Origin of the sequence: Lentzea alba (assembly GCF_011067745.1) — a bacterium.
Lineage (GTDB): Bacteria > Actinomycetota > Actinomycetes > Mycobacteriales > Pseudonocardiaceae > Lentzea > Lentzea alba.
The window spans coordinates 643367-665544 of sequence record NZ_JAAMPJ010000001.1; the positions used below are offsets into that span (position 1 = coordinate 643367).

General features: G+C 69.0%; 24 protein-coding genes. 8 read left to right on the forward strand and 16 right to left on the reverse strand.

Annotated features, from left to right (window positions below; genetic code table 11):
* Positions 1–7: 7 nt before the first annotated feature.
* Genes G7043_RS03110 through wecB form a run of 3 tightly spaced genes read right to left on the reverse strand, consistent with a single transcriptional unit; the run spans position 8 to position 3665 of the window.
* A complete protein-coding gene (locus tag G7043_RS03110; RefSeq protein ID WP_313887682.1) occupies positions 8–622 on the reverse strand; it encodes a hypothetical protein in 615 nt (204 codons plus the stop codon).
* Positions 623–633: 11 nt separating this feature from the next.
* Positions 634–2412: a DUF2334 domain-containing protein gene (locus tag G7043_RS03115; RefSeq protein WP_207310533.1), complete on the reverse strand. Its 1779-nt coding sequence runs from the start codon at positions 2410–2412 to the stop codon at positions 634–636.
* Positions 2409–3665 (reverse strand): non-hydrolyzing UDP-N-acetylglucosamine 2-epimerase, encoded by a 1257-nt coding sequence (gene wecB, locus G7043_RS03120; RefSeq protein ID WP_166043624.1) that lies wholly within the window; start codon positions 3663–3665, stop codon positions 2409–2411. Before wecB ends, G7043_RS03115 begins: the two co-directional genes overlap by 4 nt.
* A gap of 347 nt (positions 3666–4012) precedes the next feature.
* Between wecB and G7043_RS03125 the strand changes: the two genes are divergently transcribed.
* Positions 4013–5335 carry a glycosyltransferase family 2 protein gene (locus tag G7043_RS03125; RefSeq protein ID WP_166043626.1) on the forward strand — a complete coding sequence of 441 codons (1323 nt, stop codon included), beginning with the start codon at positions 4013–4015 and terminating at the stop codon, positions 5333–5335.
* Here G7043_RS03125 and G7043_RS03130 read toward each other — a convergent pair whose 3' ends face one another.
* The 5 genes from G7043_RS03130 to G7043_RS03150 all read right to left on the reverse strand — a co-directional run bounded on the left by G7043_RS03130 (position 5336) and on the right by G7043_RS03150 (position 10442).
* Positions 5336–5989, reverse strand: a complete 654-nt coding sequence (locus tag G7043_RS03130) for a response regulator (protein ID WP_166043628.1) — start codon at positions 5987–5989, stop codon at positions 5336–5338.
* Positions 5980–7488 carry a GAF domain-containing sensor histidine kinase gene (locus tag G7043_RS03135; protein WP_166043630.1) on the reverse strand — a complete coding sequence of 503 codons (1509 nt, stop codon included), beginning with the start codon at positions 7486–7488 and terminating at the stop codon, positions 5980–5982. The genes G7043_RS03130 and G7043_RS03135 overlap by 10 nt, the downstream gene beginning before the upstream one ends.
* A 196-nt stretch (positions 7489–7684) precedes the next feature.
* Positions 7685–8293 carry a hypothetical protein gene (locus tag G7043_RS03140; RefSeq protein ID WP_166043632.1) on the reverse strand — a complete coding sequence of 203 codons (609 nt, stop codon included), beginning with the start codon at positions 8291–8293 and terminating at the stop codon, positions 7685–7687.
* Complete coding sequence (meaB, locus tag G7043_RS03145; protein ID WP_166043633.1) at positions 8290–9240, reverse strand: methylmalonyl Co-A mutase-associated GTPase MeaB; 951 nt, start codon at positions 9238–9240, stop codon at positions 8290–8292. The genes G7043_RS03140 and meaB overlap by 4 nt, the downstream gene beginning before the upstream one ends.
* Positions 9241–9251: 11 nt before the next feature.
* A complete protein-coding gene (locus G7043_RS03150; RefSeq protein WP_166043636.1) occupies positions 9252–10442 on the reverse strand; it encodes an acetyl-CoA C-acetyltransferase in 1191 nt (396 codons plus the stop codon).
* Between the two features lie 125 nt (positions 10443–10567).
* On the opposite strand from G7043_RS03150, the gene mce reads away from it, so the two are divergent.
* Entirely contained in the window at positions 10568–11017 is a 450-nt protein-coding gene (mce, locus tag G7043_RS03155; protein ID WP_166043638.1) for a methylmalonyl-CoA epimerase, read from the forward strand.
* Here mce and G7043_RS03160 read toward each other — a convergent pair.
* Together G7043_RS03160 and G7043_RS03165 are read right to left on the reverse strand one after the other, a co-directional pair.
* Complete coding sequence (locus G7043_RS03160; RefSeq protein WP_166043640.1) at positions 10977–11558, reverse strand: TetR/AcrR family transcriptional regulator; 582 nt, start codon at positions 11556–11558, stop codon at positions 10977–10979. The two genes, mce and G7043_RS03160, sit on opposite strands and share 41 nt — an antisense overlap.
* 55 nt (positions 11559–11613) lie before the next feature.
* On the reverse strand, positions 11614–11973 hold the full coding sequence (locus G7043_RS03165) for an SPW repeat protein (RefSeq protein ID WP_166044911.1): 360 nt from the start codon (positions 11971–11973) through the stop codon (positions 11614–11616).
* Positions 11974–12136: 163 nt separating this feature from the next.
* Here G7043_RS03165 and ccrA point away from each other — a divergent pair, with 163 nt between their 5' ends.
* Positions 12137–13450, forward strand: coding sequence for a crotonyl-CoA carboxylase/reductase (gene ccrA / locus G7043_RS03170; RefSeq protein WP_166043642.1), 1314 nt, complete (start codon positions 12137–12139; stop codon positions 13448–13450).
* Positions 13451–13486: 36 nt separating this feature from the next.
* The gene (locus tag G7043_RS03175; protein ID WP_166043644.1) at positions 13487–14737 is read left to right on the forward strand and encodes a chromosome segregation protein; all 1251 of its coding nucleotides are present in this window, start codon (positions 13487–13489) and stop codon (positions 14735–14737) included.
* 90 nt (positions 14738–14827) lie between these two features.
* Here the strand turns inward: G7043_RS03175 and G7043_RS03180 are convergent, their stop codons facing one another.
* Entirely contained in the window at positions 14828–15355 is a 528-nt protein-coding gene (locus G7043_RS03180) for a histidine phosphatase family protein (protein WP_166043648.1), read from the reverse strand.
* A gap of 19 nt (positions 15356–15374) precedes the next feature.
* Between G7043_RS03180 and G7043_RS03185 the strand changes: the two genes are divergently transcribed.
* Both G7043_RS03185 and G7043_RS03190 read left to right on the forward strand, forming a co-directional pair.
* A complete protein-coding gene (locus G7043_RS03185; protein WP_242641828.1) occupies positions 15375–15923 on the forward strand; it encodes a GNAT family N-acetyltransferase in 549 nt (182 codons plus the stop codon).
* A complete protein-coding gene (locus G7043_RS03190; RefSeq protein ID WP_166043650.1) occupies positions 15920–16612 on the forward strand; it encodes an alpha/beta fold hydrolase in 693 nt (230 codons plus the stop codon). Before G7043_RS03185 ends, G7043_RS03190 begins: the two co-directional genes overlap by 4 nt.
* Position 16613: 1 nt before the next feature.
* On the opposite strand, the gene G7043_RS03195 is transcribed toward G7043_RS03190, so the two are convergent.
* Complete coding sequence (locus tag G7043_RS03195; protein WP_166043652.1) at positions 16614–16907, reverse strand: hypothetical protein; 294 nt, start codon at positions 16905–16907, stop codon at positions 16614–16616.
* A gap of 32 nt (positions 16908–16939) precedes the next feature.
* On the opposite strand from G7043_RS03195, the gene G7043_RS03200 reads away from it, so the two are divergent.
* A complete protein-coding gene (locus G7043_RS03200) occupies positions 16940–17143 on the forward strand; it encodes an FmdB family zinc ribbon protein (protein ID WP_166043653.1) in 204 nt (67 codons plus the stop codon).
* Here G7043_RS03200 and G7043_RS03205 read toward each other — a convergent pair.
* Positions 17096–17482: a hypothetical protein gene (locus tag G7043_RS03205; protein ID WP_166043656.1), complete on the reverse strand. Its 387-nt coding sequence runs from the start codon at positions 17480–17482 to the stop codon at positions 17096–17098. The genes G7043_RS03200 and G7043_RS03205 overlap by 48 nt on opposite strands.
* On the opposite strand from G7043_RS03205, the gene sigJ reads away from it, so the two are divergent.
* Positions 17481–18416: an RNA polymerase sigma factor SigJ gene (gene sigJ / locus G7043_RS03210; RefSeq protein WP_166043658.1), complete on the forward strand. Its 936-nt coding sequence runs from the start codon at positions 17481–17483 to the stop codon at positions 18414–18416. The two genes, G7043_RS03205 and sigJ, sit on opposite strands and share 2 nt — an antisense overlap.
* 3 nt (positions 18417–18419) lie before the next feature.
* On the opposite strand, the gene G7043_RS03215 is transcribed toward sigJ, so the two are convergent.
* The 3 genes from G7043_RS03215 to dhaM form a co-directional block, all read right to left on the reverse strand.
* Positions 18420–19007, reverse strand: coding sequence for a DUF3558 domain-containing protein (locus tag G7043_RS03215; protein WP_166043660.1), 588 nt, complete (start codon positions 19005–19007; stop codon positions 18420–18422).
* Positions 19008–19050: 43 nt separating this feature from the next.
* Positions 19051–20826 (reverse strand): 3-hydroxyacyl-CoA dehydrogenase family protein, encoded by a 1776-nt coding sequence (locus tag G7043_RS03220; RefSeq protein ID WP_166043662.1) that lies wholly within the window; start codon positions 20824–20826, stop codon positions 19051–19053.
* Positions 20827–21410: 584 nt separating this feature from the next.
* The gene (gene dhaM, locus G7043_RS03225) at positions 21411–22118 is read right to left on the reverse strand and encodes a dihydroxyacetone kinase phosphoryl donor subunit DhaM (RefSeq protein ID WP_166043664.1); all 708 of its coding nucleotides are present in this window, start codon (positions 22116–22118) and stop codon (positions 21411–21413) included.
* Positions 22119–22178: the final 60 nt, after the last annotated feature.

Sequence of the window (22178 nt, forward strand, 5' to 3'; positions counted from 1 at the left end):
CCCAGCCTCAGCCCGGCTGGCGAACCTCCAGCACGGCCTCGGAAAACGTCGTGTACCAAGGACTTTCGGTGAACTTCGGGCCGGTCTCCTCGCCCAGGTAGAGGTCGACGTGCCGCTGCCCGCCGAGCCCCGGCGTGAACTCGTCGGTGATCTCCCACGACGAGGACGCGAGCTTCTGGCAGACGGTGTGGTTGACGTTAGCGCCCTCCGGCGTCTGTCCACAGGAGACCAGCTTGATCCGCGACCCGGTCTTCAGCCCGTCAGCTGCCGCGGAGACGAAGGGCTGCAGGGGTTTGCCGAACGCGTCCCGCGGCTCGGAGTCGAGCCAGTACCCCTTGTCGTGCGACCAGTTGAGGTACCGGCCGGAGGCGGTCCGGCCGGTGCCTTCGTCCTTCACCGCCTTCGCGAAGGACTGCGGGAACGTACCGAGCAGGTCGTCGCCGTTCTCGCAGTCGATGACCGGGCACCCGCGCACGGGCACCGGCGGTCCACTGTGGAACGACTCGACCGCCGTGTAGTAGACGGTGACCTGCCAGCCCTCGTCCGTGCCGCCGGGTGCGGGCGGCCCGGCCTGACCGGCGGAACACCCGGCCAGCACCAGCACCGCCCACACCCAGCGCACAGAACCTCCTGTCAGCCCGCCATCAGCGTGCCGACCGAGACGAACGTGTAACCCGCCGCCTTCAGCCCGTTGACGGTCTGCCGCAAGTACCCGGTACCGAGGTACGGGTGGTAGAAGAAGCTCGCGACACCATCATCGACCACCTTGAGCTGTTGCGCCGTCTTGACCAGGTCGGCGGGCAGCCGGGCGGGGTGGTTGTTGAACGGCTCGGGCTCGACGTTGCCCACCGCTTCCGGCGCCACGACGGAGCCGTAGACGTCGCGGACCAGGTACGGGAAGTACTGGCCGTAGATCTTGTCGTACTGCGGGTTGCCGGTGCCGCACGCGCCACCGGGGCAGTACCCGCCGAAGTACAGGCCGCGGTCGTAGCGCTTGCCGAAGTTCTGCTGGATGACCCGGTAGTCCACGGCCGACGCAGCGTAGTGCGGCGGCTCGAAGATGGTCGGCTTGGGGAAGCCGGCCAGCGCGAACGCGGTCGACGCAGAATTGATCCGGCCCTGCATCCACGCCGCCGAGTCACCGGGCACCGGGCCGTCGTAGATCACGCTGTCGTTCTCGTTGACGTGAGCCAGGTAGAACTCGAAGTCGTTGCCGCTGCGGCCGTCGTACGGGTTGACCAGCTTCCCGAACTGGTGCGTGTAGCCGTGCATCAGGATCGTGCCGCCGCGCTGCGTCATGTACCGCAGTGCATTGATGACCTGCGGTTTCTGCGCCAGGTTCGCCGCCTCGGGTACGCCGTTGTTGTCGGCGCCCAGCGGGTTCTCGTAGCGCGGGTAGACCGCGATGCTGAACGGGATGTTCTGCGACTTCAGGTAGTCCGCGATCGCGCGCAGCTCGTTCGGGTCGGCGTCGGGGCCGACGTCCTCGATGCGCACCAGCGCCCGCTTGCGGTCCGCCATCGTGGGGTTCGAGATCTTGCTGATCAGGTCCGCCGCGGCCAGGTACCGGTCGCCGTGGTCGACGTAGCTGAACGGGATCTCGCCGATGTAGGTCAGGTTCTTGGCCTTGGTGGCCCAGTTGATCGGGCCGACGGCCGACCCGGTCGCGATGGCCGGTGCCGACGCGATCGCCGGGTTGGTGATCGAGGTGATCATCAGGCCGGACGGGACGGTGAGCGGGCTGCGGCCGAGGTCGGTGTTCTCGTACCGGACCGTGGTCGCGGCACCTGTGTCGTACTGGACCCAGTTCCAGCCGTACGTCGTCTGGAAGCTCGGCGCGCGGGCGGTGAGCTGCCAGATGTTGTGCGCCATCCACAACACCGGCCTGCTGCCCGCGAGCACGTCGTCGAGGAACGCCACCGGGATCGGCTCGTCGTAGGTCGAGCCGATGTAGATCACGCCGGTGTAGCCGGACATCTCACCGGCGGCGTACGAGCCGACCGGGTGCATGACGTACGAGCTGCCGTGCGAGGCGAGGTTGCCCGTCTGCACCGCGTACGCCTCGCCGAGCCACGCCCAGGGACCGGTGCTGTCGTAGAGGATCAGCGTCTTCTGCGTCGACTTCGCGCCTGGTGCGCCGCCACCGTTCGTACCGGTGGCGGCGGCTTGTGCGGAAGCCAGGCCGAGCGTCCCGAGCACCGTCGAGATCACGCCGGGCTGGGTGGTGCGCTTGGTGATGCGCGGGCTGGTGGTCGACGGCGTGGTGTCCGGCGTGGGCGGCGCGGGCAGCACGTTGTCGACGATCTCGCCGAGGTTGAGGTCGAGCGAGAGGTCCGCCGCCTGCGCGGGCGCGGGGACCGCGGAGACGGCCAGGGCGACCCCGACCGCCAGCTTGAACAGTCTGGCCTTCATGCCACATCCACCTCTCCGGACAGGCGCAGAGTCGCGCTGCCCGCGTAAGGAGCGAACTCAACGGGTCGTTGCTGCTGCAGGCCCAGCAGCCAGGCCAGGGCCTGTTCGGTGCGCACGGACGCGAGCCCGTCACCGAACGGGTTGCCGTCGGCGGTCATCGCCTCGCGCGCGGAAGGGTTGTCGAGCAGCCGCACGGTCAGCGACGTGATCCGCTCGCGGTCGGTGCCGACGAGCACGGCGCAGCCCGCGTTGACGGCCTCCATCCGCTCGGTCACGTCCCGCAGCACCAGCGCCGGCACGCCGAACGACGGCGCCTCCTCCTGGATGCCACCGGAGTCGGACAGCACCAACGTGCACTGCGCGAGCAGGCGGGCCAGCTGCGCGTACGGCAACGGGTCGGTGATCGTGACGCGGCCGACTCCGCCCAGCACGTCCAGCACCTGCCGGCGCACGGCCGGGTTCGGGTGGGCGGGGAGCACGACCTCGACGTCGGAGCGGGCCTCGACGACGTCGGCCACCGCGTGCAGCACGCGGTCGAGCGGCTCGCCCCACGACTCGCGGCGGTGCGTCGTGACCAGCACCAGGCGTGACTGTCCACCCTGGACCCGGTTCTCGATCTCCTGCAGCCGTGGGTCGCCGTAGGGGGCGCGGCGGGCGGCCACGTCGAGCACGGCGTCCACCACGGTGTTGCCGATGGTCAGGACGTTGTTGCCCTGCAACGACTCCGCGGCGAGGTGCGCGGCGGAGTCGGCGGTCGGCGCGAGGTGCAGCGAGGCGAGCTGGCCGACCATCTTGCGGTTCCCCTCCTCGGGGAAGGGCGAGGTCAGGTCGTACGAGCGCAGCCCGGCCTCCAAGTGCACGACCGGGATCTGTTGCCAGAACGCGGCCAGCGCCCCGGCGAGCGTGGTCGTCGTGTCGCCCTGCACGAGCACCGCGCTCGGCGAGCGTTCGGCGAAGAGCCGGTCGAGCTCCTCGATCAGCTGGCTGGTCAGCTCGGCCTGCCCGCCCGTGACGCGGTTCAGCTTCAGCCGGACGTCGGCCTCAAAGCCGAACGACTCCAGCGCCTGGTCGACCATCTCCGGGTGTTGCCCGGAGTTCACCAGCACGGGCCGGATGCGCCCGCCAGCGAACATGGCGGCGGCGACCGGTGCCATCTTCACTGCTTCCGGTCGCGTTCCCGCAACCAGAAAAACCTCGGGAACCTCGCCCCGGTCGAACTGCCGAGGGCCGGGCACCAGGGCACTTAGTCCCATCTTTTACCTCTTTGGACTACTCAGGCACGCGCGGCGAACGTGCGCCATCACTCGTAGCGACTCGACGGTCGCTCACAATCAATTGGTACCCGCCTCGCGCAGGTACCGCCATATCGGTGATTAGCTTGACGAACTGCGTGTAACGGCGGTGCATTCGTCCCCGATATGGCCGGTTGACGCTCTACTTCACCAGCCCTTAGTCTCGCCTCGAACACCAGCTCCCGGCCTTGCTGTCTGGTATCTCGTACCGGCCCAGCGCATCGTTACCAGGAGCAAGCAATGCCTCAACTTCATCTCCGGTGCGCTGTTGTTGCCAGCGCAACCGATTTTGTAGACAGGTTTGTGTCATGACCGACACGACACAATTCGCGACGTTCATGCTCGTCCTGCTCGTGTTTTGGCCCAGTTACAACCTGGTGCTCGCACTGTTCGTCTGGTGGCGGCCGAAACCGGGTGGACCAGAAGTTCCTTCGAGACATCCACTGCAGTACTGGATCATCATTCCGGCGTTGAACGAGGAACGCGTGGTAGCTAACACGGTGCGTTCCGCGCTCGCGTTGGACGGCGCGCGCACACCGGTTCAGGTCGTCGTCGTGGACGACGGCTCGGACGACCGCACGCCGCACGTGCTCGCCGAGATCGACGACCACCGGCTGCACGTGCTGCGCCGCAACCCGCCGGAGGCCCGGAAGGGCAAAGGTGAGGCGCTGAACCACGCGTTCCGGTACGTCCGGGGCCTCGCCGAGGAGGCCGGCACCGTGCACCGCACGATCGTCGGCGTGATCGACGGCGACGGCCGCGGCGAGCCCGGCATGTTGTCCGAGATCAGCGCGTACTTCGCGCAACGCGGTGTCGGCGCCGTGCAGTGCCGGGTCCGCATCCACAACCGCACGAACCTGCTGGCGTTCCTGCAGGACCTGGAGTTCAGCTGTGTCGTGGACGCCTCGCAGTCGCTGCGCGACGTCGTCGGCACGGTCGGGCTCGGCGGCAACGGCCAGTTCGTGCGGCTCAAGTCCTTGATGGACCTCGGCGACGCGCCCTGGTCCGCCTGTCTGGTCGAGGACCTGGAGTTGGGTCTGCGCGTGCACCTGACCGGCCAGCGCATCCGTTACGCCACGCACGCGACGATCACCCAGCAGGGCCTGACCGACGTGCAACGGCTGCTGCGCCAGCGCACCCGCTGGGGCCAGGGCAACCTGCAGTGCCTCGGGTACGTGCCGAAGCTGATCAGGACCAAGCACGTGGGGTCCGTCGCGCTGCTCGAGTTCCTGCAGTACCTGCTGACGCCGTGGCTGGTCGCGCCGATGACGTTGCTCATCACCGCGCTGGTGGGCGTCAACTTCTACGCGCAGTTCAGCGGCCAGACCATCGGGTCGTTCACCGCGAACGGCTCGAACACCTTGCTGGCACTGGGAATCTGGCTCGTGGCGCTGGTGCTGCCCGGCCTGATCTGGGCGGCGGTGCACCGGCTCAAGCACGGTGACGAGCCGCTGTGGCGGTGCCTCGCGGTCGGCCTGGCGTATCCGCTGTTCCTGATCCTGGGCTCGATCTCGACGTTGCGCGCGCTCTACCGGCACTTCGCCGGGCGCAACTCGTGGGCGAAGACGGAACGGCTGGCGGAGAAGGAAGTTCCAGCGGTCGGTGCGAAGCCGGTGCCGAAGATCGCTTAGCTAGAAGGCTCCTGGGTGGGTGCGTCTGCGTCTGGCCGCGTAGACGCCCGCCTCGGTGCGGCGGTCGAAGCCGAGCTTGTGCAGCAACGACGACACGTAGTTCTTGACGGTCTTCTCGGCGAGGAAGAGCCGGTTCGCGATCTGCCGGTTCGTCATGCCCTCGGCGATGAGGTCGAGGATGCGGCGTTCCTGCGGGCTCAACGCGGCATAGCGCGGATCCTCCTCTGGCCCGCCTCGCAGCCGTTGCAGAACGGTCGCCGTGACCCCGGCGTGCAGCAACGAGCCGCCAGAGGCGAGCGTGCGGACTGCGGCGACCAGATCGATGCCGGAGACCTCTTTCAGCATGTAGCCCGACGCGCCGGCCATGATCGCGCCGAACAGCGCCTCGTCGTCCGAATAGGACGTGAGCATCAGGCACGCGGGCGGCGGTTGCACGAGACTCCGGATCTCCCGGCACACCGTGACCCCGTCGCCGTCGGGCAACCGGACGTCGATGATCGCCACATCAGGTTTGAGATGCGGCGCCTGGGCCACCGCGGCGGTCGCGCTGTCCGCCTGCCCCACGACTTTGATGTCGTCCGCCTGCGCCAGGAGCTGCACCAGCCCGCGCCGCACGATCTCGTGGTCGTCCACCAACAGCACCGCTATCGCCATGACGCCTCCTGCAGCACCAGCGGGACGAACCAGGTGATGCCCACACCCGCACCGGGGATCGAGTCCACCGCGCACTCGCCGTGATGGCGCCGCGCCCGCGCCGCCATGTTCGCGAGTCCGCCCGCGTGATGGGGCGCGCCGCCGCGATCGTCAGCCAACGGCAAGCCTCTGCCGTCGTCGGAGACCGTGAGCTCCAGCCGGGTCATCGTGCGGTTCACGCTCACGGCGACAGCGACGTGCTTCGCCCTAGCGTGGCGCACGACGTTCGTGAGCGCCTCTCGAAGCGTGGCCAGCAGATCCGGCCTGAGCTGGTCCGGCACCACCGTGTCGAGCGGCCCTTCCAGCGACACGTCCGGCTCGAACCCCAGCAGCCGGGCGGACTCGTGCACAGCGTTGAGGATCTGCCCGCGCAGGCTCGTGCCCCCGGACGGCGGCTCCTGCAGGGAGAAGATGGTTCGGCGGATCTCGCGGATCGTGTGGTCGACCTCCTCCACGAACCCGCTGATCCGGTCGGTGAGCGCGGGCCGGGCGCTCATCCCGGTCAGTCCCTGCAGCCCGAGCCCGAGCCCGAACAGCCGCTGGATGACCAGGTCGTGCAGGTCCCGCGCGATGCGGTCGCGGTCCTCCAGCACCGCGATCCGCTCGGTGTCGCCCTGGGCCCTGGTGAATTCGAGCACGAGCGCGGCCTGCGCGGCGAAGGCCTCGATGAGCTCCGGGTCGTCGAAGCTCGGTTCGTCCTTGGGCCGTGCCACGATCAGCACGCCGATCGTCCGTTCCCCCACCGTCAACGGCACCACGGCGCACGGCCCCGGCACCATCGGCACGGTGCCCTCGTCGTGGCACTCGGCCTCGCCGGACTCGTAGACGCGGTAGCTGACCGTGCCGTCCTTCGGCACGCGCATGCCCTCGGCGTCGTAGGCGCCGCCGTCGGTCACCTCGATGACGAGGTCGCCGTTGTGGTCCGGGAGCACTACTGCTGCGAAGTCCGCATCGGCCGTGCGTCTGGCCGTCTTCGCGACGAGGTAAAGCGCGTCACGGCCGTTCGTGCCGGTCAGGAGGTTGGTGGTCACCTCGGCGGCGGCGCGCAGCCAGACCTCACGCTTGCGCGTCTGCTCGTAGCGGTCGAGGTGCTCCAGTGCCGAACCCGCGGCGGTGGCCAGCGCGGTCAGGATGTCCCGGTCCTGGTCCGTGAACTGCGGCTTACCGGCCAGGAAGAGGTTGCCGAAGGTCTCGCCGTGGATCTTGACGGGTGCGCCGAGGAAGTCGGCTACTCCGATCGAGCGCGGGTCACCGGTCGTGATCTGGGCCCGGCCGTCGCTCTGGTCGAACTCGAGGAGCTCCTTGTGGCCGTTGATCACGGCCAGGGCACCGTAGGGGGCGTCGATCAGGTCGCAGGCGGATTCGACGACGTGACGCAGGAGTTCGGGGAGGGTCTCGTCTTCGGCGAACGACAGCACAACGTCCAGCACCCGCTGTTCTGTGCTCACGTTGCCGCCCACGGCTTCACCCTCGGGGGGGATAGAAGTGACACCGCACGAACGACTGAGGGTAACTCCCCAGAGTAGTCAAGGGGGAGACCATCACTGCAAACAGTGAAAACCAAAACTACTGAGAGTATGCGCGCCGCTGCACGCGGGGACCTTTCGTACTACGTGACGGTACGCGGGGGCCCCGCGTACCGTCAGGAGCCACTCGTTAGTGGAGGCCGACCGTGAAGCCCTCGTCGATCACGCCGCGGTAGATCTGCGGGGCGAACGTGCGGAAGGCGTGGTCGAGCGGTGCGATGAAGCTGGCCGAGTCGCCTAGGGGTAGGCGGTAGCCGTTCTGCACTCGGTGGAACTCCCACAGGGGTTCCATGGTCGGGTGTGCTGGGCGGAACTGATGGGGGTCGCGTGGGTGTAGATCGATGCGGACCAAAGTGCGTTTGACCAGGGCGTCCGCTAGCTGAACGGCGCGTTCCTGGGTGCGGGAGAGCGAGATGGCGCCGAGCTCCTGCCAGCCGACGGCCCACGGCATGCCCTGCGGGTCGTCCAGGCGGATGCCCTGCGGGTCGATGATCAGTTTGCGCGGGCGGGAGATGGTCTTCCACTTCACGACGGCCATCACGCCGATGCCGGTGAACGCGACGCCGATGACCGCCGCGATGCCGCCGCCGACCGGTTCGCCGTCCACGAACGCGGTCACGGCGCCGACCAGGGCGAGGATCCCCAGGATTCCCGCGACCGAGCCGCCGAGCAGCACCTTGCGGGTGTCGCTCTTGCCGAGGTCGATGACAACAGGTGGAGGTGCTCCCCAAGCGGTCATGGCCGCAGGTTACCGCTGATCAACTGCTCCGCCGCGGCGAACGGGTCCAGCTCACCCTCGACCACGCGCTTGGCCAGCTGGTCGACGGGGCCGAAGCGGGTGCGCACCCGTTCCACGGCGATCGCCTCGATCTCGGCACCGGCGCGACGCAGCCGCCGCTCTGCCAGTTCCCCGTGTTCAGCCATCCACGACCGGTGTTCGGCGATCGCCTCGACCACGCGGTCCAGGCCCTCCATCCGGGCGGCGACGGTTTTGACGACCGGCACCCGCCACGACGGGCCTTCGCGGTCGCGGCGGCCCAGGGAGATCATGTACTTGAGGTCGCGCGCGGTCTGGTCGGCGCCGTCGCGGTCGGCCTTGTTGACCACGAAGACGTCCGCGATCTCCAGGATGCCCGCCTTCGCGGCCTGGATGCCGTCGCCCATGCCCGGTGCGAGCAGCACCAGGGTGGTGTCGGCCAGCGCCACGATCTCCACCTCGGACTGACCGACGCCGACCGTTTCCACGAGGATCACGTCGAAACCGGCTGCGTCGAGCACGCGCAACGCCTGAGGCGTGGCGGAGGACAGGCCGCCGAGGTGGCCGCGGGTGGCCATCGAGCGGATGAAGACGCCGGGATCGGTCGCGTGGTCGCCCATCCGCACGCGGTCGCCGAGCAGCGCGCCGCCGGAGAACGGGCTGGAGGGGTCGACCGCGATCACCGCGACCCGCTTGCCTTCGGCGCGGAAAGCACGCACCAGGGCGTTGGTGGAGGTCGACTTGCCGACACCGGGTGCGCCGGTGAGTCCGATGACCTGAGCGTTGCCGGTGAACGGGGCGAGAGCCGCAGCTACCAGCGGCAGCTGCGCGCTCCCCTGCTCCACCAGGGAGATCAGCCTGGCGACCGCGCGCGGCTCGCCGTCACGCGCGCGGTCGACCAGTCCTGCTACGTCAACAGCAGTCGCCACAAACGAAGACCCTAGGCCTTCGCGGGCACGCGGATGATCAGAGCGTCGCCCTGACCGCCACCGCCGCACAGCGCCGCGGCACCCACGCCGCCGCCCCGCCGCTGCAGCTCGAGTGCGAGGTGCAGGGCGATGCGGGCGCCGGACATGCCGATCGGGTGGCCGAGCGCGATGGCGCCGCCGTTGACGTTGACCTTGTCCTCGGACACGCCGAGCTGTCGGGCCGACACGATGCCGACCGCCGCGAACGCCTCGTTGATCTCGACCAGGTCGAGGTCGGCGGGCTCGATGCCCTCCTTGGCGCAGGCGGCCTTGATCGCGTTGGACGGCTGCTCGTGCAGCGAGGCGTCCGGACCGGCGACGACGCCGTGCGCGCCGATCTCCGCGATCCACTCCAGGCCCAGTTCCTCGGCCTTGGCCTTGCTCATCACGACCACGGCGGCCGCACCGTCGGAGATCTGCGACGCCGAACCCGCGGTGATGGTGCCGTCCGCGGCGAACGCCGGACGCAGCTTGCCGAGCGAGTCGGCCGTGGTGTCCGCGCGCACGCCCTCGTCCGTGCTGAAGAGGATCGGGTCGCCCTTGCGCTGCGGGATCGCGACCGGCGCGATCTCGGCCTCGAAGACGCCGTTCTCGGCGGCCTTCGCGGCGAGCTGGTGCGAACGCGCGGAGAACGCGTCCTGCTCCTCACGCGTGACGTTGTAACGGGCGTTGTACTTCTCCGTGGAGACGCCCATCGCGACCTGGTCGAACGCGCAGAACAGACCGTCGTGCGCCATGTGGTCCTGCAACTGCACGTCGCCGTACTTGAAGCCGCTGCGCGACTTCGGCAGCAGGTGCGGCGCCTGGGTCATCGACTCCTGGCCACCGGCCACCACGACGTCGAACTCACCCGCGCGGATGAGCTGGTCGGCCAGCGCGATCGCGTCGATGCCGGACAGGCACACCTTGTTGATGGTCAGCGCGGGAACGCTCATCGGAATGCCCGCGGCGACCGCGGCCTGGCGGGCGGGAATCTGACCCGCGCCGGCGGTGAGCACCTGACCCATGATCACGTACTGCACCTGCTCGGGAGCGACGCCCGCGCGTTCCAGTGCCGCCTTGATCGCGACGCCACCCAGCTGGGCGCCCGAGAAGTCCTTGAGCGATCCCAGCAGTCGGCCCATCGGGGTACGCGCCCCGGCGACGATCACGGAACCGGACACAACTGCCTCCATTGGAAGAGCGAACGGTCGTTAACTAGGCACCATACCTGGGGCTACTGGGCGGTAATCGTGTGAGACCCCGCACAGAGGCACCTGCACCGATCAGGTAGTTACCCTTCGCTCCCATGAACGCAGACCTCGCTCGATTCGTGACCGCGATCGACCACGTGGGCATCGCCGTGCCCGATCTCGACGTCGCCATCGCGTTCTACCGCGACAACTTCGGCCTTGAAGTCGCACACGTTGAGGTGAACGAGGAGCAGGGCGTGCGCGAGGCCATGCTGCACGCGCCCGGCGACCACGGTGGCACCGCGATCCAGCTGCTGGCTCCGCTGAACGAGGACTCGACGATCGCCAAGTTCATCGGCCGCTCCGGCCCCGGCCTGCAGCAGCTCGCCTACCGGGTGTCCGATGTGGACGTCGCGGCGGACGCGCTGCGGGCCAAGGGCCTGCGCCTGCTGTACGACAACGCCAAGCGCGGCACGTCAGACAGCCGCGTCAACTTCGTGCACCCCAAGGACGCCGGCGGCGTGCTCATTGAGCTGGTCGAACCTGCGGCTGACCCAAAGCACTAGCGACGAACTTGAGCTCCCGGTCGATCGGGTCCTCCTCGTCGCTGTGCCGCGCCACCGAGTGCCGGTAGCTCACGGCCAGCGCGAGGAGGGCCGCGGCCGCCTCGACGTCCTTGATCGCCACCGCCGCGCCGCCCGCGGCGAGGATGACCTGTTTGATCTGCGCCGCAACGTTGTCGTAGCGCGCCTGCATCGCGTCGCGGACCGCGGCATGCGTGTCCGCTTCGCGCCACAACAGGTGCGACAACAACGGTGAGGCGTTCAAGCGCGCGTCAAGAGCCGCGACGAGCCTTCTCAGCGACTCCGCGATGTCTCCCACGACGACGACCCTGCGGTGGTCAACCGTGCTGTCCGGGAGCCGTGCCACCAGTGCGGCCAGCAGGTCCCGCTTGCGGTTGAAGTAGTAGTGCACCAGGCCTTTGGGCACGCCGGCGCGTTCGGCGATGCGCGAGGTCGGGGTGGCGTCGAAGCCGGAGTCGGCGAACAGCTCCTCGGCCGCGGCCAGGATGCGCTCCTTGGCCGAATCCTCCACGCGTTCCTCCACGAAACATGAGTGTGTGGGCCCAAGACTCCTCCTGGGCCCACAGGTTTCCGACTGATCAGTGCGGTTGTGCCGCTGCCGAGTGTGCGGCGTTCGCGGCGGGCATCGCCAGCGCCCCCGCGGCCACGGTGAGCACACCACCGACCCAGGACGCCCACGAGGCGGCCATCATGTCGGTGTAGCCCATCACCCACGGCGAGATGAACAGCAGTGCTCCGAGCACCATCTGCACGTACTCCCCGTAGATCATCGCGGGCATGGCGAGGTCGACGAGTCCGTCGATCGCGATGAGCGCGCCGAGCACGATCATCGTCCACATGGCCGCGTTCGAGGTGTCCACGACGAGCGGAGACAGCAGCACCAGCACGCCGATAGCCACCTCGGCCCAGTCCTGCCACCTGGTCCACGCCTTGGTCATCTCCACCACCTCCTCCTTCTCGGACACTTCGATCGTCCTCCTTGGTTGGCCGCCCGGTCAACTCTTCCGAGTGGAATCCCTCACAAGCGCGATTCTGAATCGGTTACTCCTGAGTAACCTCCGGCAACCTGCGACTATCCCTCACTTGGGAAGGAATGCCGCCGTGCAGAAGATCCTTGACGCGATTCTGGCCGACGAGCTGGACGCGATCGGTTCCTTGGACGTTCCGGAGAGCTATCGGGGCGTGACCGTGCACGCGGACGAGGCCGACATGTTCTCAGGCCTTGAGACGCGGGACAAAGACCCGCGCAAGTCGCTGCACGTCGACGAGGTCGCCACGCCGGAGCTCGGTCCGGGTGAGGCGCTCGTGGCCGTCATGGCGTCCGCGATCAACTACAACACCGTGTGGACCTCGATCTTCGAGCCGGTGTCCACGTTCGGCTTCCTCAAGAAGCTGGGTGGCCGCCACAACCTGCCGTACCACGTCGTGGGCTCGGACCTGGCCGGCGTCGTCGTGCGCGTTGGCCCTGGCGTCACCGCGTGGAAGCCGGGCGACCGCGTCGTTGCGCACTGTCTGGACGTGCCGCTGGAGGCGCCGGACGGGCACAACGACACGATGCTCGACCCGCAGCAGCGGATCTGGGGTTTCGAGACGAACTTCGGTGGCCTCGCCGACCTCGCGCTGGTGAAGTCGAACCAGCTGATGCCGATGCCCAAGCACCTCACGTGGGAGGAGGCGGCGTCGCCGGGTCTGGTGAACTCCACCGCGTACCGGCAGCTGGTGTCCACCAACGGTGCCAACATGAAGCAGGGCGACACGGTCCTGATCTGGGGAGCGTCCGGCGGACTCGGTTCGTACGCCACGCAGTTCGCACTGAACGGTGGCGCGACGCCGATCTGCGTCGTCTCCTCGCCGGAGAAGGCGGAGATCGTTCGTTCCATGGGCGCCGAACTGATCATCGACCGCTCCGCGGAGGGCTACAAGTTCTGGAAGAACGAGCACGAGCAGGACCCGCGCGAGTGGAAGCGGTTCGGCGCGAAGATCCGCGAGCTGACCGGCGGTGAGGACCCGGACATCGTGTTCGAGCACCCCGGCCGCGAGACGTTCGGCGCTTCGGTGTTCGTGGCGCGCAAGGGCGGCAAGATCGTGACGTGCGCGTCGACCTCCGGGTACATGCACCAGTACGACAACCGCTACCTGTGGATGAACCTGAAGAGCATCATCTCCTCGCACTTCGCGAACTACCGCGAGGCGTGGGAGGCGAACCGGTTGATCGCAAAGGGAAAGATCCACCCGACGGTGTCCAAGGTGTACTCAATGGACGAAACGGGCCAGGCTGCTTTCGACGTGCACCGCAACGCGCACCAGGGCAAGGTCGGCGTGCTGTGCCTTGCTCCCGAAGAGGGTCTGGGTGTTCTCGATCACGAACTGCGCGCGCAACACCTCACGGCCATCAACCGATTCCGGGGTGTGTGACCTTCCGGGGTTACCCGAACGGGTAGCGTGAGGGGCATGGGCCCCCTCGCCGACGACCGTGACCTCGTCCCTCTGGGATCCGGCTTCGACATCGTCAAGCGCGGGTACGACCGCGCTCAGGTCGAGGATCATCTCGAACGCCTCGACTCGGACCTGCGGCTGCTCGCCGCGGACCGCGATGCCGCCGTGTCCCAGACGTCCGATCTGGCGCGCCAGCTGGAAGCCGCTCGCTCGGAGATGACCGAGCTGCGCAACCAGGTCGAGCGCCTGTCACTGCCGCCGACGACGCTGGAGGGGCTCTCCGAGCGCCTCCAGCGCATGCTGCGGCTGGCCCAGGACGAGGCGAACGAGATCAAAGCCCGCGCCGAGGCGGAAGGCGGGCACATCCGCGCCAAGGCGGAAGCCGACGCGACCGTGCTCCGCCAGCGCTACGAAAAGCTGATCGCCGAACTGGACGAGCGCCGTGCCGCCATGGAGGCCGAGCACAAGGGCGTCCTGGAAACGGCCCGCAACGAGGCCGAGAAGATCGTCTCCGAGGCGGAGTCCGCCGCCCGCAAGATCGCCGACGAGTCCGAGCAGCGCCGCGTGACCGTCGAAGAGGACTTCGAGATCGCGATGGCCGCCCGTCGTTCCGAGGCCATGGCCACCCTCGCCACCCAGGAGGCGACCTCCAAGGCCGAGGCCGAACGCAGGGTGCGCGAAGCCGCCGAGGAAGCCGCCCGCGTCCGCGCCGCGATCGCTACCGAGCAGTCCACCTCGAAGGCCGACGCCGAACGCCGCATCCGCGAGGCCACCGAAGAGGCCAACCGCCGCCGCCACGACTCGATCACCGAAGCCACCGCCCGCATCCAGGAAGCCACGGAAGAGTCGAACCGCCGCGTCCGCGAGGCCACCGAGGAAGCCAACCGCCGCACCACCGCCGCCACGCAACGCGTCGACCAGCTCCGCAACCTCCGCAACCGCCTCTCGCACCAGCTGCACAACGTGCGGACGGCGCTGCAGGAGGTCGTGCCGCTGCTCGACCCGGTGGAGGCGGAGAAGGAGTCGGCCGTGGGGCCGGCGGAGGACGCCTCGCAGGTTCCGGCTCAGCCCGTGCCCCAGGGGTCACAGGGGCAGGCTCAGGCGGCCCAGGCTTCCGCGCCACAGGCTCCCGCCGCTCCGGCACAGTCCGGGGCTCCGGCTCCCGCCCAGGCCACGCCTGCCGCGCCGAACAAGCCCGCGCAGGGGCAGCAGGTCGACGGGCCGACCGCACAGCTGACGCGTCCGAAGCCGGTCAAGAAGTACTGACCTCGCAAGCTCACGCAGGGGTCCCCCGCCCAGGGGGACCCCTGATTTCAATTATCCCAGGCGACCCTGACAATTTCGGGTCCGTGCAGGTCAGCACACGACCTCGTAGATAGCCGGCATCGGCATCGCGCGGCAGGACTCCCAGTCCGCGTGGCGCCCTGCCGCGACCAACGCGCGCGACAGGAACGTGCCGTGCGACCCCACGAGCACTGTCGCGTCCGGGTGCTCCGCGGCCATGCGCTCCAACGCTTTCCCCGCCCGCAAGGTCAGCGCGTCCAGGCTCTCACCCGACCCGTGCGCGAACTCCGGGTGAGCCCAGCTGTGCGTGTACAGCCGCTCCCAGTCCGCACTCGGCAGCAACCCCGACTCCCACTCCCGCAGCTCCGGCCACGTGGTGACCACCAGCCCCAGCGCGGTTGCCGTCGGCGCAACGGTTTGCACGGCGCGCAACTGCGGACTCGACAGCACCGCCTCCGGAGCGAACACCGAGAGGCGCGCGACCAGCGAGTCCGCCGCCTTCAACCCGGCGGAGGTCAGCGGCCGCTCGTCGTAGTCGGGCACGCCGAGCGATGGTCGGACGGACTCGGCGTGGCGCACAAATACGATGCGTGTGGGCACACCACTCATCATGGGGGAAATGATGTTCGTGAGGTCGTTGGGCGACGGCGCCGAGCTGCGTCCGCTGGAACCGTGGCAGGCCGAGGAGTTCTTCGCGCACATGGAGCGCGGCCGGGACTTCATCGGGGAGCACATCGGGTTCGCGGACGCCGCGAAGGACCTCGAGAGCGCGCGAAACCTCTTGCAGCGCTACGCCGACAACACGGCCAACGACACCCAGCGCATCCTCGGGATCTGGCTCGACGACAAGCTGGTCGGCGGCGTGCTGTTGCGCGACCTGAACGTGCCCCAGGGCCGGGCCGAGGTCGGCTGCTGGCTGGAACCGGCCGCGACCGGCAAGGGCCTGATCACGAAAGCCGCCACGCTGCTCATCGACTGGGCGATTCGCGAGCGCGGCGTGCATCGGGTTGAGTGGCTGGTGTCGTCGAAGAACGCGCCCAGCATCGCGGTCGCGCGGCGCCTCGGGATGACCAGAGACGGGGTGCTGCGCTCGTACCACCCGTACCGCGGGGTTCGGCAGGACCTGGAGGTGTGGTCGGTGCTGGCGCCGGAATGGGAGAACCGATGAACGATCTGGTGCTGCTGCACGCTTTTCCGCTCGACGCGCGGATGTGGGACGTGCCGGACGCGTTCACGCCGTCGTTGCGGGGCAGCGGAGAGCCTGACCTCGGCGCGGTCGCGACGCGGGTTCTCGCCGAACTCGACGCGCGCGGCCTCGACCAAGTGCTCTTGGGCGGCTGTTCAATGGGCGGCTACGTCGCGATGGCGTTGCTCAGGCGTGCGCCGGAACGCGTGAAGGGCCTGGTTTTCGTCGACACCAAGCACACCGCGGACGCACCGGAGGCCGTCGAGACGCGGCTCGCGATGGCGGAACGGGTGGAGCGCGAGGGTGTCGGTGAGTGGCTCCCGGACGCGCTGCTGCCGAACCTGCTCGGCCCGAACGCGTCGGACACCGCACGGGCGTTGGTGCGCACCATGATTCTGGAACAACAGGCCGAGGACGTCGCCTGGTGGCAACGCGCGATGGCGAAGCGGCCCGACTCCACGGACGTGCTGGAGAAGTTGGACGTGCCGTCGCTCGTGCTCGTGGGCGAACACGACAAGCTCACGCCTCCGGACGTCGCCGCGAAGCTCGCGGTGACGCTGCGGCACGCGACGAGCGAACGCGTCGAGGACTCCGGACACCTGTTGCCCGTGGAGCAGCCGGAGGAGTTCCGGGCCCGGCTGGAACGGTGGCGCGAGCAGGTCGGGCTTTAGCTCACCAGCGGCGCGAGGTCGGGCCGCGGCGGCCGCGCGAGTCCCAGCAGGCCTGGTGCCAGTGGCGGCGTTCCTCGACCGAACCGGTCTCCTCCGCGGGCCACGCCACGACGTGCGGCGTGCCTGGCCGGATCTCGTGGTCGCAGCCGGGACAGCGGTAGGTCTTCTGCGCCTGCGCACCCGAGATGGCGCGGACCAGGTAGTCGCCGTCCGGGCCCGACTCGGCACGCGCCCACCCGACGCCGCCACCTACGGGCCGGGGGTCTTCTGGCTTGGGGCTGTTACGACGTGGCACGGCGACACGGTAACCGCTCGTAGAATCGAGCCGTGCCGACCTACGAGTTCCGCTGCCGGACCTGTGACGACACCTTCGAGCTGCAGCGTCCGATGAGCGAGTCGTCCTCGCCGGCGAACTGCCCCGAGGGCCACCCCGACACGGTGAAGCTGCTGTCCATGGCCGGTATCGGCGGCACGCAGCAGCAGTCACCGGGTGGCGGCGGCGGTTGCTGCGGTGGCGGGTGCTGCGGCTAGCCGCCGGATCCGCACGAGGTACAGCAGGCTGGCGACGAGCAGGGCCGCGGCGAGAGGAACGTGCAGCGCCGTGACGTGGTAGACGCCGAGGAACACCTGGGCGGTGATCAGCGCCAGGAAGCCGGCCGCGGACCAGACGGGCTCGGGTGATCCGCCGCTGCGCCGCCACGCGAGCACCGCGACGACGACGTGGGCGACCGTCACGAACCACAACGTGTACGAGCCCGCGCTGTGCAGGACGTGGCCGTGCGGGAGCGCCATCATCAGTCCCGCCGTGATCGACTGAACGAAGACGAGCGCGGTCTGCAGGGTGACGGTGGCGTGCAGGAGTTTGACCATGACTGTCCGACGACACAGCGTTGGGGATTGTGAGGCGGGGACCGTGACCGACCCCGGCTTGCAGGTGATCGTGAGCGAACGGCGGCAGCTGCTGAACCTGGCCTACCGCCTGCTGGGATCACTGGCCGACGCCGAGGACGTGCTGCAGGAGACCTGCGCGCGCTGGTACGCCCTGTCATCGGAGCAGCGCGCAGCCGTCAAGTCGCCCGGCGGCTGGCTGACGAAGGTGGCCGGCCGGATCTGCCTGGACCTGCTGGGCTCGGCCAGGGTGCGGCGCGAGCGCTACGTGGGCGAGTGGGTGCCCGAGCCGTTGCCGGACCTCCACGAATGGGGTGGCGCGGCCGATCCGGCGGACCGGGTCACCCTGGACGAGTCGGTCACGATGGCGTTCCTGGTGGTGCTGGAGCAGATGACCCCGGCGGAGCGGGTGAGCTTCGTGCTGCACGAGGTCTTCCGGTACCCGTTCGCGGAGGTGGCGGACATCGTCGGCCGCAGCCCGGCCGCGTGCCGGCAGCTGGCCACGTCCGCGCGGCGGCGCATCCGCGCGGCACAGCTCGACGAGACCCCGGCCGCGCGGCAGGCGGAGGTGGTGCGGAACTTCAGGCAGGCCTGGGAAACAAAGAACATCGGGGCCTTGGTGGCCCTGCTGGACCCGGCGGCCACCATGATCGCCGACGGCGGCGGTCTGGCCGGCGCGGCGCTGAAGCCCGTGGAAGGTGCCGACCGCATCGCCCGCTACGTCGTGGGCATCGCGGAGATGGCGCCGGATCTCATGGTCCTCGACAGGACGGTCAACGGCAGGCTCGGCCTGGTGGCAACGCTGGACGGTGTCGCGGTGACGGTGGCGGCGTTCGAGGTCGCCGATGACCGGATCACCCGGATCTGGGCAGTGCGGAACCCGGAGAAGCTGAAGCTCTGGCGAACCGCGGGGTAGCTACTAGGACGTCTCGCGGTCGATCAGCACCTCGGCGACCTTGCGGCCCTGGTCGCAGACGGTGCCGAACTTACCGGACGAGTCGATGACGATGATGCCGAGCCCGCCGCCGTCGTACGGCACGACGAGCACGCACGTCGGTTCGACACCCTCTTCGCTGGAGCGGTCGAGGTAGCTGACCTTGTGACCCTTGACGTCCCAGTCACCGGTCGTGCGCTCGATCGTGATCTGCCGGCCTTCGCGGAACCGCAGGGAGACGCCGACCTCGACGTTCTCGATCTTCGTCGTCCACCGGCACGACTGGTCGAACGTCGAGTCGTAGTTGATCTGGGTGGGCGGCGTCTCGGCCTTCGCGCCGGGGTACGGCAGGTCCGTCCACTTGAGCTTCGCGCAGACGCCCTGCACCTCGCCGTCGATCGGCGCGGTCTCGGGATCAGGCTCCCCCGAGGCGCTCGGGTCCGTCGAGCTCTCCTTGTCGAACGGAGACTCGGCGTCGAGCGGCGCCTGCGCGGCCGGAGTGCCCTCGACGGTCGTCCGGGCACACCCGGAAGCGAGCACGAGGACAGCCAACAGGAGCACCAGTCGCCGCATGCCACCACCATGCCAGATGCGACATGGTGCCCCTGTTAGCACCTCACGAGTAGTCGCGGAACCCCTTGCCCGTCTTGCGGCCGAGGCGACCGGCCGTCACCAGGTGCTCCAGCAGCGGCGCCGGTGCGAAACCGGGCTCGCGGAACTCGTTGTAGAGCGTGCGCTGGATCGCCAGCGACACGTCCAGGCCCACGACGTCGAGCAGCGCGAACGGTCCCATCGGCAGACCACAGCCGACCTTCATGGCGTTGTCGATGTCGTCGGCCTCGGCGTAGTGCGCCTCCAGCATCTTCACCGCGTCGTTCAGGTACGGGAAGAGCAGCGCGTTCACGATGAAGCCGGCCACGTCGCCGCAGTGCACCGGGTGCTTGCCGAGGTCGAGGCAGATCTTGCGGGCCGTCGCGACCACGTCGGCGCCCGTGGAGATCGTCTCGACGATCTCGACCAGCTTCATGACCTGCGCCGGGTTGAAGAAGTGCAGCCCCACGACGTCCGCGGGCCGGCTCGTGGCCGCCGCGACCTCGATGACCGGCAGCGACGACGTGGTCGTCGCGAGCACCGCACCGGGCTTGCACACCTCGTCGAGCGCCGCGAAGACCTCCTTCTTGATCCCGATCTCCTCGGCGACGGCCTCGACGACCAGGTCGCAGTCGGCCAGTTCGACGAACTCCACCGCGGGAGCAATCCGGGCCAGCGTGGCGTCTCGATCTTGTTCGGAGAGCTTGCCCTTGCTCACCGCGCGGTCCAGCGACTTGCGCACCGCCCCGATCGCCGTCTCGGCCTTGTCGAGGCTGCGAGCGCGCAACACCACGTCGTACCCGCGCTTCGCGAACACCTCCGCGATGCCGGTCGCCATGGTCCCGGTGCCGATGACGCCGACCCGCTGAACCTCACGAGCCTGCGTACCGCTGTCCACTTCGGACGGTGTCTGCGCATCCTTGACGACGACCGGCGAGTCCGGCCCGTCGTAGGTGTAGAAACCGCGCCCGGTCTTCCTGCCGAGAAGTCCGGCCGTGATCATCTGCTTGAGCAGCGGCGCCGGCGCGTGCAGTCGGTTGCGCGACTGGTGGTACATCGTGTCGAGGATTTCGTACGCGGTGTCGAGACCGATGAGGTCCAACAGCGCCAACGGCCCCATCGGGTACCCACAGCCGTACCGCATGGCCGCGTCGAGGTCTTCGCGCGTCGCGTACCGCGACTCCAACATCTTCACCGCGTGGTTGAGATACGGGAACAACAGCGCGTTCGCGATGAACCCAGCCCGGTCACCGATCACGACCGGCGACTTGCCCAGCCGCTCGGCGAACGCGACCACGTCGGTGATCACGTCCGGCTCCGTGACGACCGTGCGCACGACCTCGACGAGCTTGAGGACCTGCGTGGGGTTGAAGAAGTGCAGGCCGACGACCTTGCCGGGCCTGCGGGTGACCACACCGATCTCGGTGATCGACAAGCTGGAGGTGTTCGACGCGATGATCGCCTCGGGCTGGAGAACCTGGTCGAGCTTCTTGAAGACCTCGGTCTTGAGCTCGATGCTCTCCGGCACCGCCTCGACGACCAGGTCGCAGTCAGCGAGGCTGGCCAGGTCGAGGCTGGTGGTGACCCTGCCGTGCAGCGCCACCTTCTCGTCCTCGGTGAGCTTCTCGCGCTTGACGGCCCGCTGCGTCGAGTGCTCCAGGTGCCCGAGCCCGCGCTCGATCCCGGCCGCGTCGACTTCCACCACCTTGACCGCGAGCCCGGTGCGCGCGAGTACCTCCACGATGCCCGCGCCCATGGTTCCGAAACCGACGACTCCGACGGTGTTGATTTCGCGCGCCACTGCAGACCTCCCTGCGGGGTAAAGCGTGGGCTACCAAGGAGTAACTTGCGGGCGACTATGCCACTCCCAGCGTGAACGGGCGCCGTGAGCTTCGCCATCGGGATCGAAACAGTTATCGGTCTAGCAAACGCCTGAACCCCGCGTTCCGCCTGCTCAACCCGTGCGGGCCAACGCGAAGTTGCGCCATCCGTGTCGCTGGCCGGGGTCGATGGCGGGTGCGGCATGACCGCTCCGGGGAGTCGCAGCGGTGAGGGTGGCGGGACGGTCGCGGTCTTGCGGACGGCGGCGGGTCGCCGCGCTGGCCACCGCCCAGAGGATCACCGCACGCCACACAGCGGGAGGGCCACGGCGCTGGACACCGCCAGAGAAACGCCGCACCCCACACGACCAGAGGACCACCGCACCCGACACAGCCGGGGTCAACGGCACGATGCCACGTCATGCCGGTCGTCGCCGCTGCGAGCAGAACAGCCCGACGGCCACACCCACGCGAAGCCGTTCCCGCGCCGATGGGGTCACGAATCTCGCCCGGCACGCTGGTAGCCACGCACTCTGCGGCTGCTTCACGACGCGGCGCCGGAGGCTCAGTCGTCGAACCCCCTCTCCGCCAGCTCCTCGATCCGCCGCACGGCCTCGCCGGCGTCCTTTCCCGTCGCTATGACGGTGATCGTCTTGCCGCCCGGCGCGCTCAGACCCATCAGCGCCAGCACGCTCGCCGCGTTCGCTTCCTCGTCGCCGTACCGGACGACGACGTCGGCGTCGAGCTCCGCAACAGTTCGTGCGAGCAGCGCGGCGGGGCGAGCGTGCAGGCCGACCTCGTTGGTCAGCAACACTTCCGCCGACACCGCGTCCGGCACGAGGTGCAACGCCGGCCTGCTCGGCGCGGCGACCGGCGTCTCGCCCGAGGCACCCTCGGCCGCGGCCGCGACATCGGCGAGCGACGCACCTCCTTGCGCGGCAACGGCAGCGGCCACGGCGCCCTCCACCAGCGGGGCGTCGACCACGGAGTAGCGGGACGGGTCGTCCGCTGACTCGACGGCCATCTCCGCGGTCATCTTGGCGCTACCGAGGTCGTACAGCACGACCACACCCGCGCCGGAGTCCGCGTCCGCGAGGGCTTCGACCACGGAGCCGTAGTCGGTGCCCAGGCCTCCCTCCTCCGTGCCGCCGACGGGCAGCACGGCGACCTCGGGTGCCATCTGGCCGGCCAGTTCGGCGACGCCGTTCGCCAGCATGTCGCTGTGCGAGACCACGACCAGCCCTACTCGACCGGTGTCCGACGCCGCCGTCATGCCGCTCCCCCTGCCACACCGTCATCCAGCACGCCCCGAGTCGGCTCGCCCGCAAGGGAC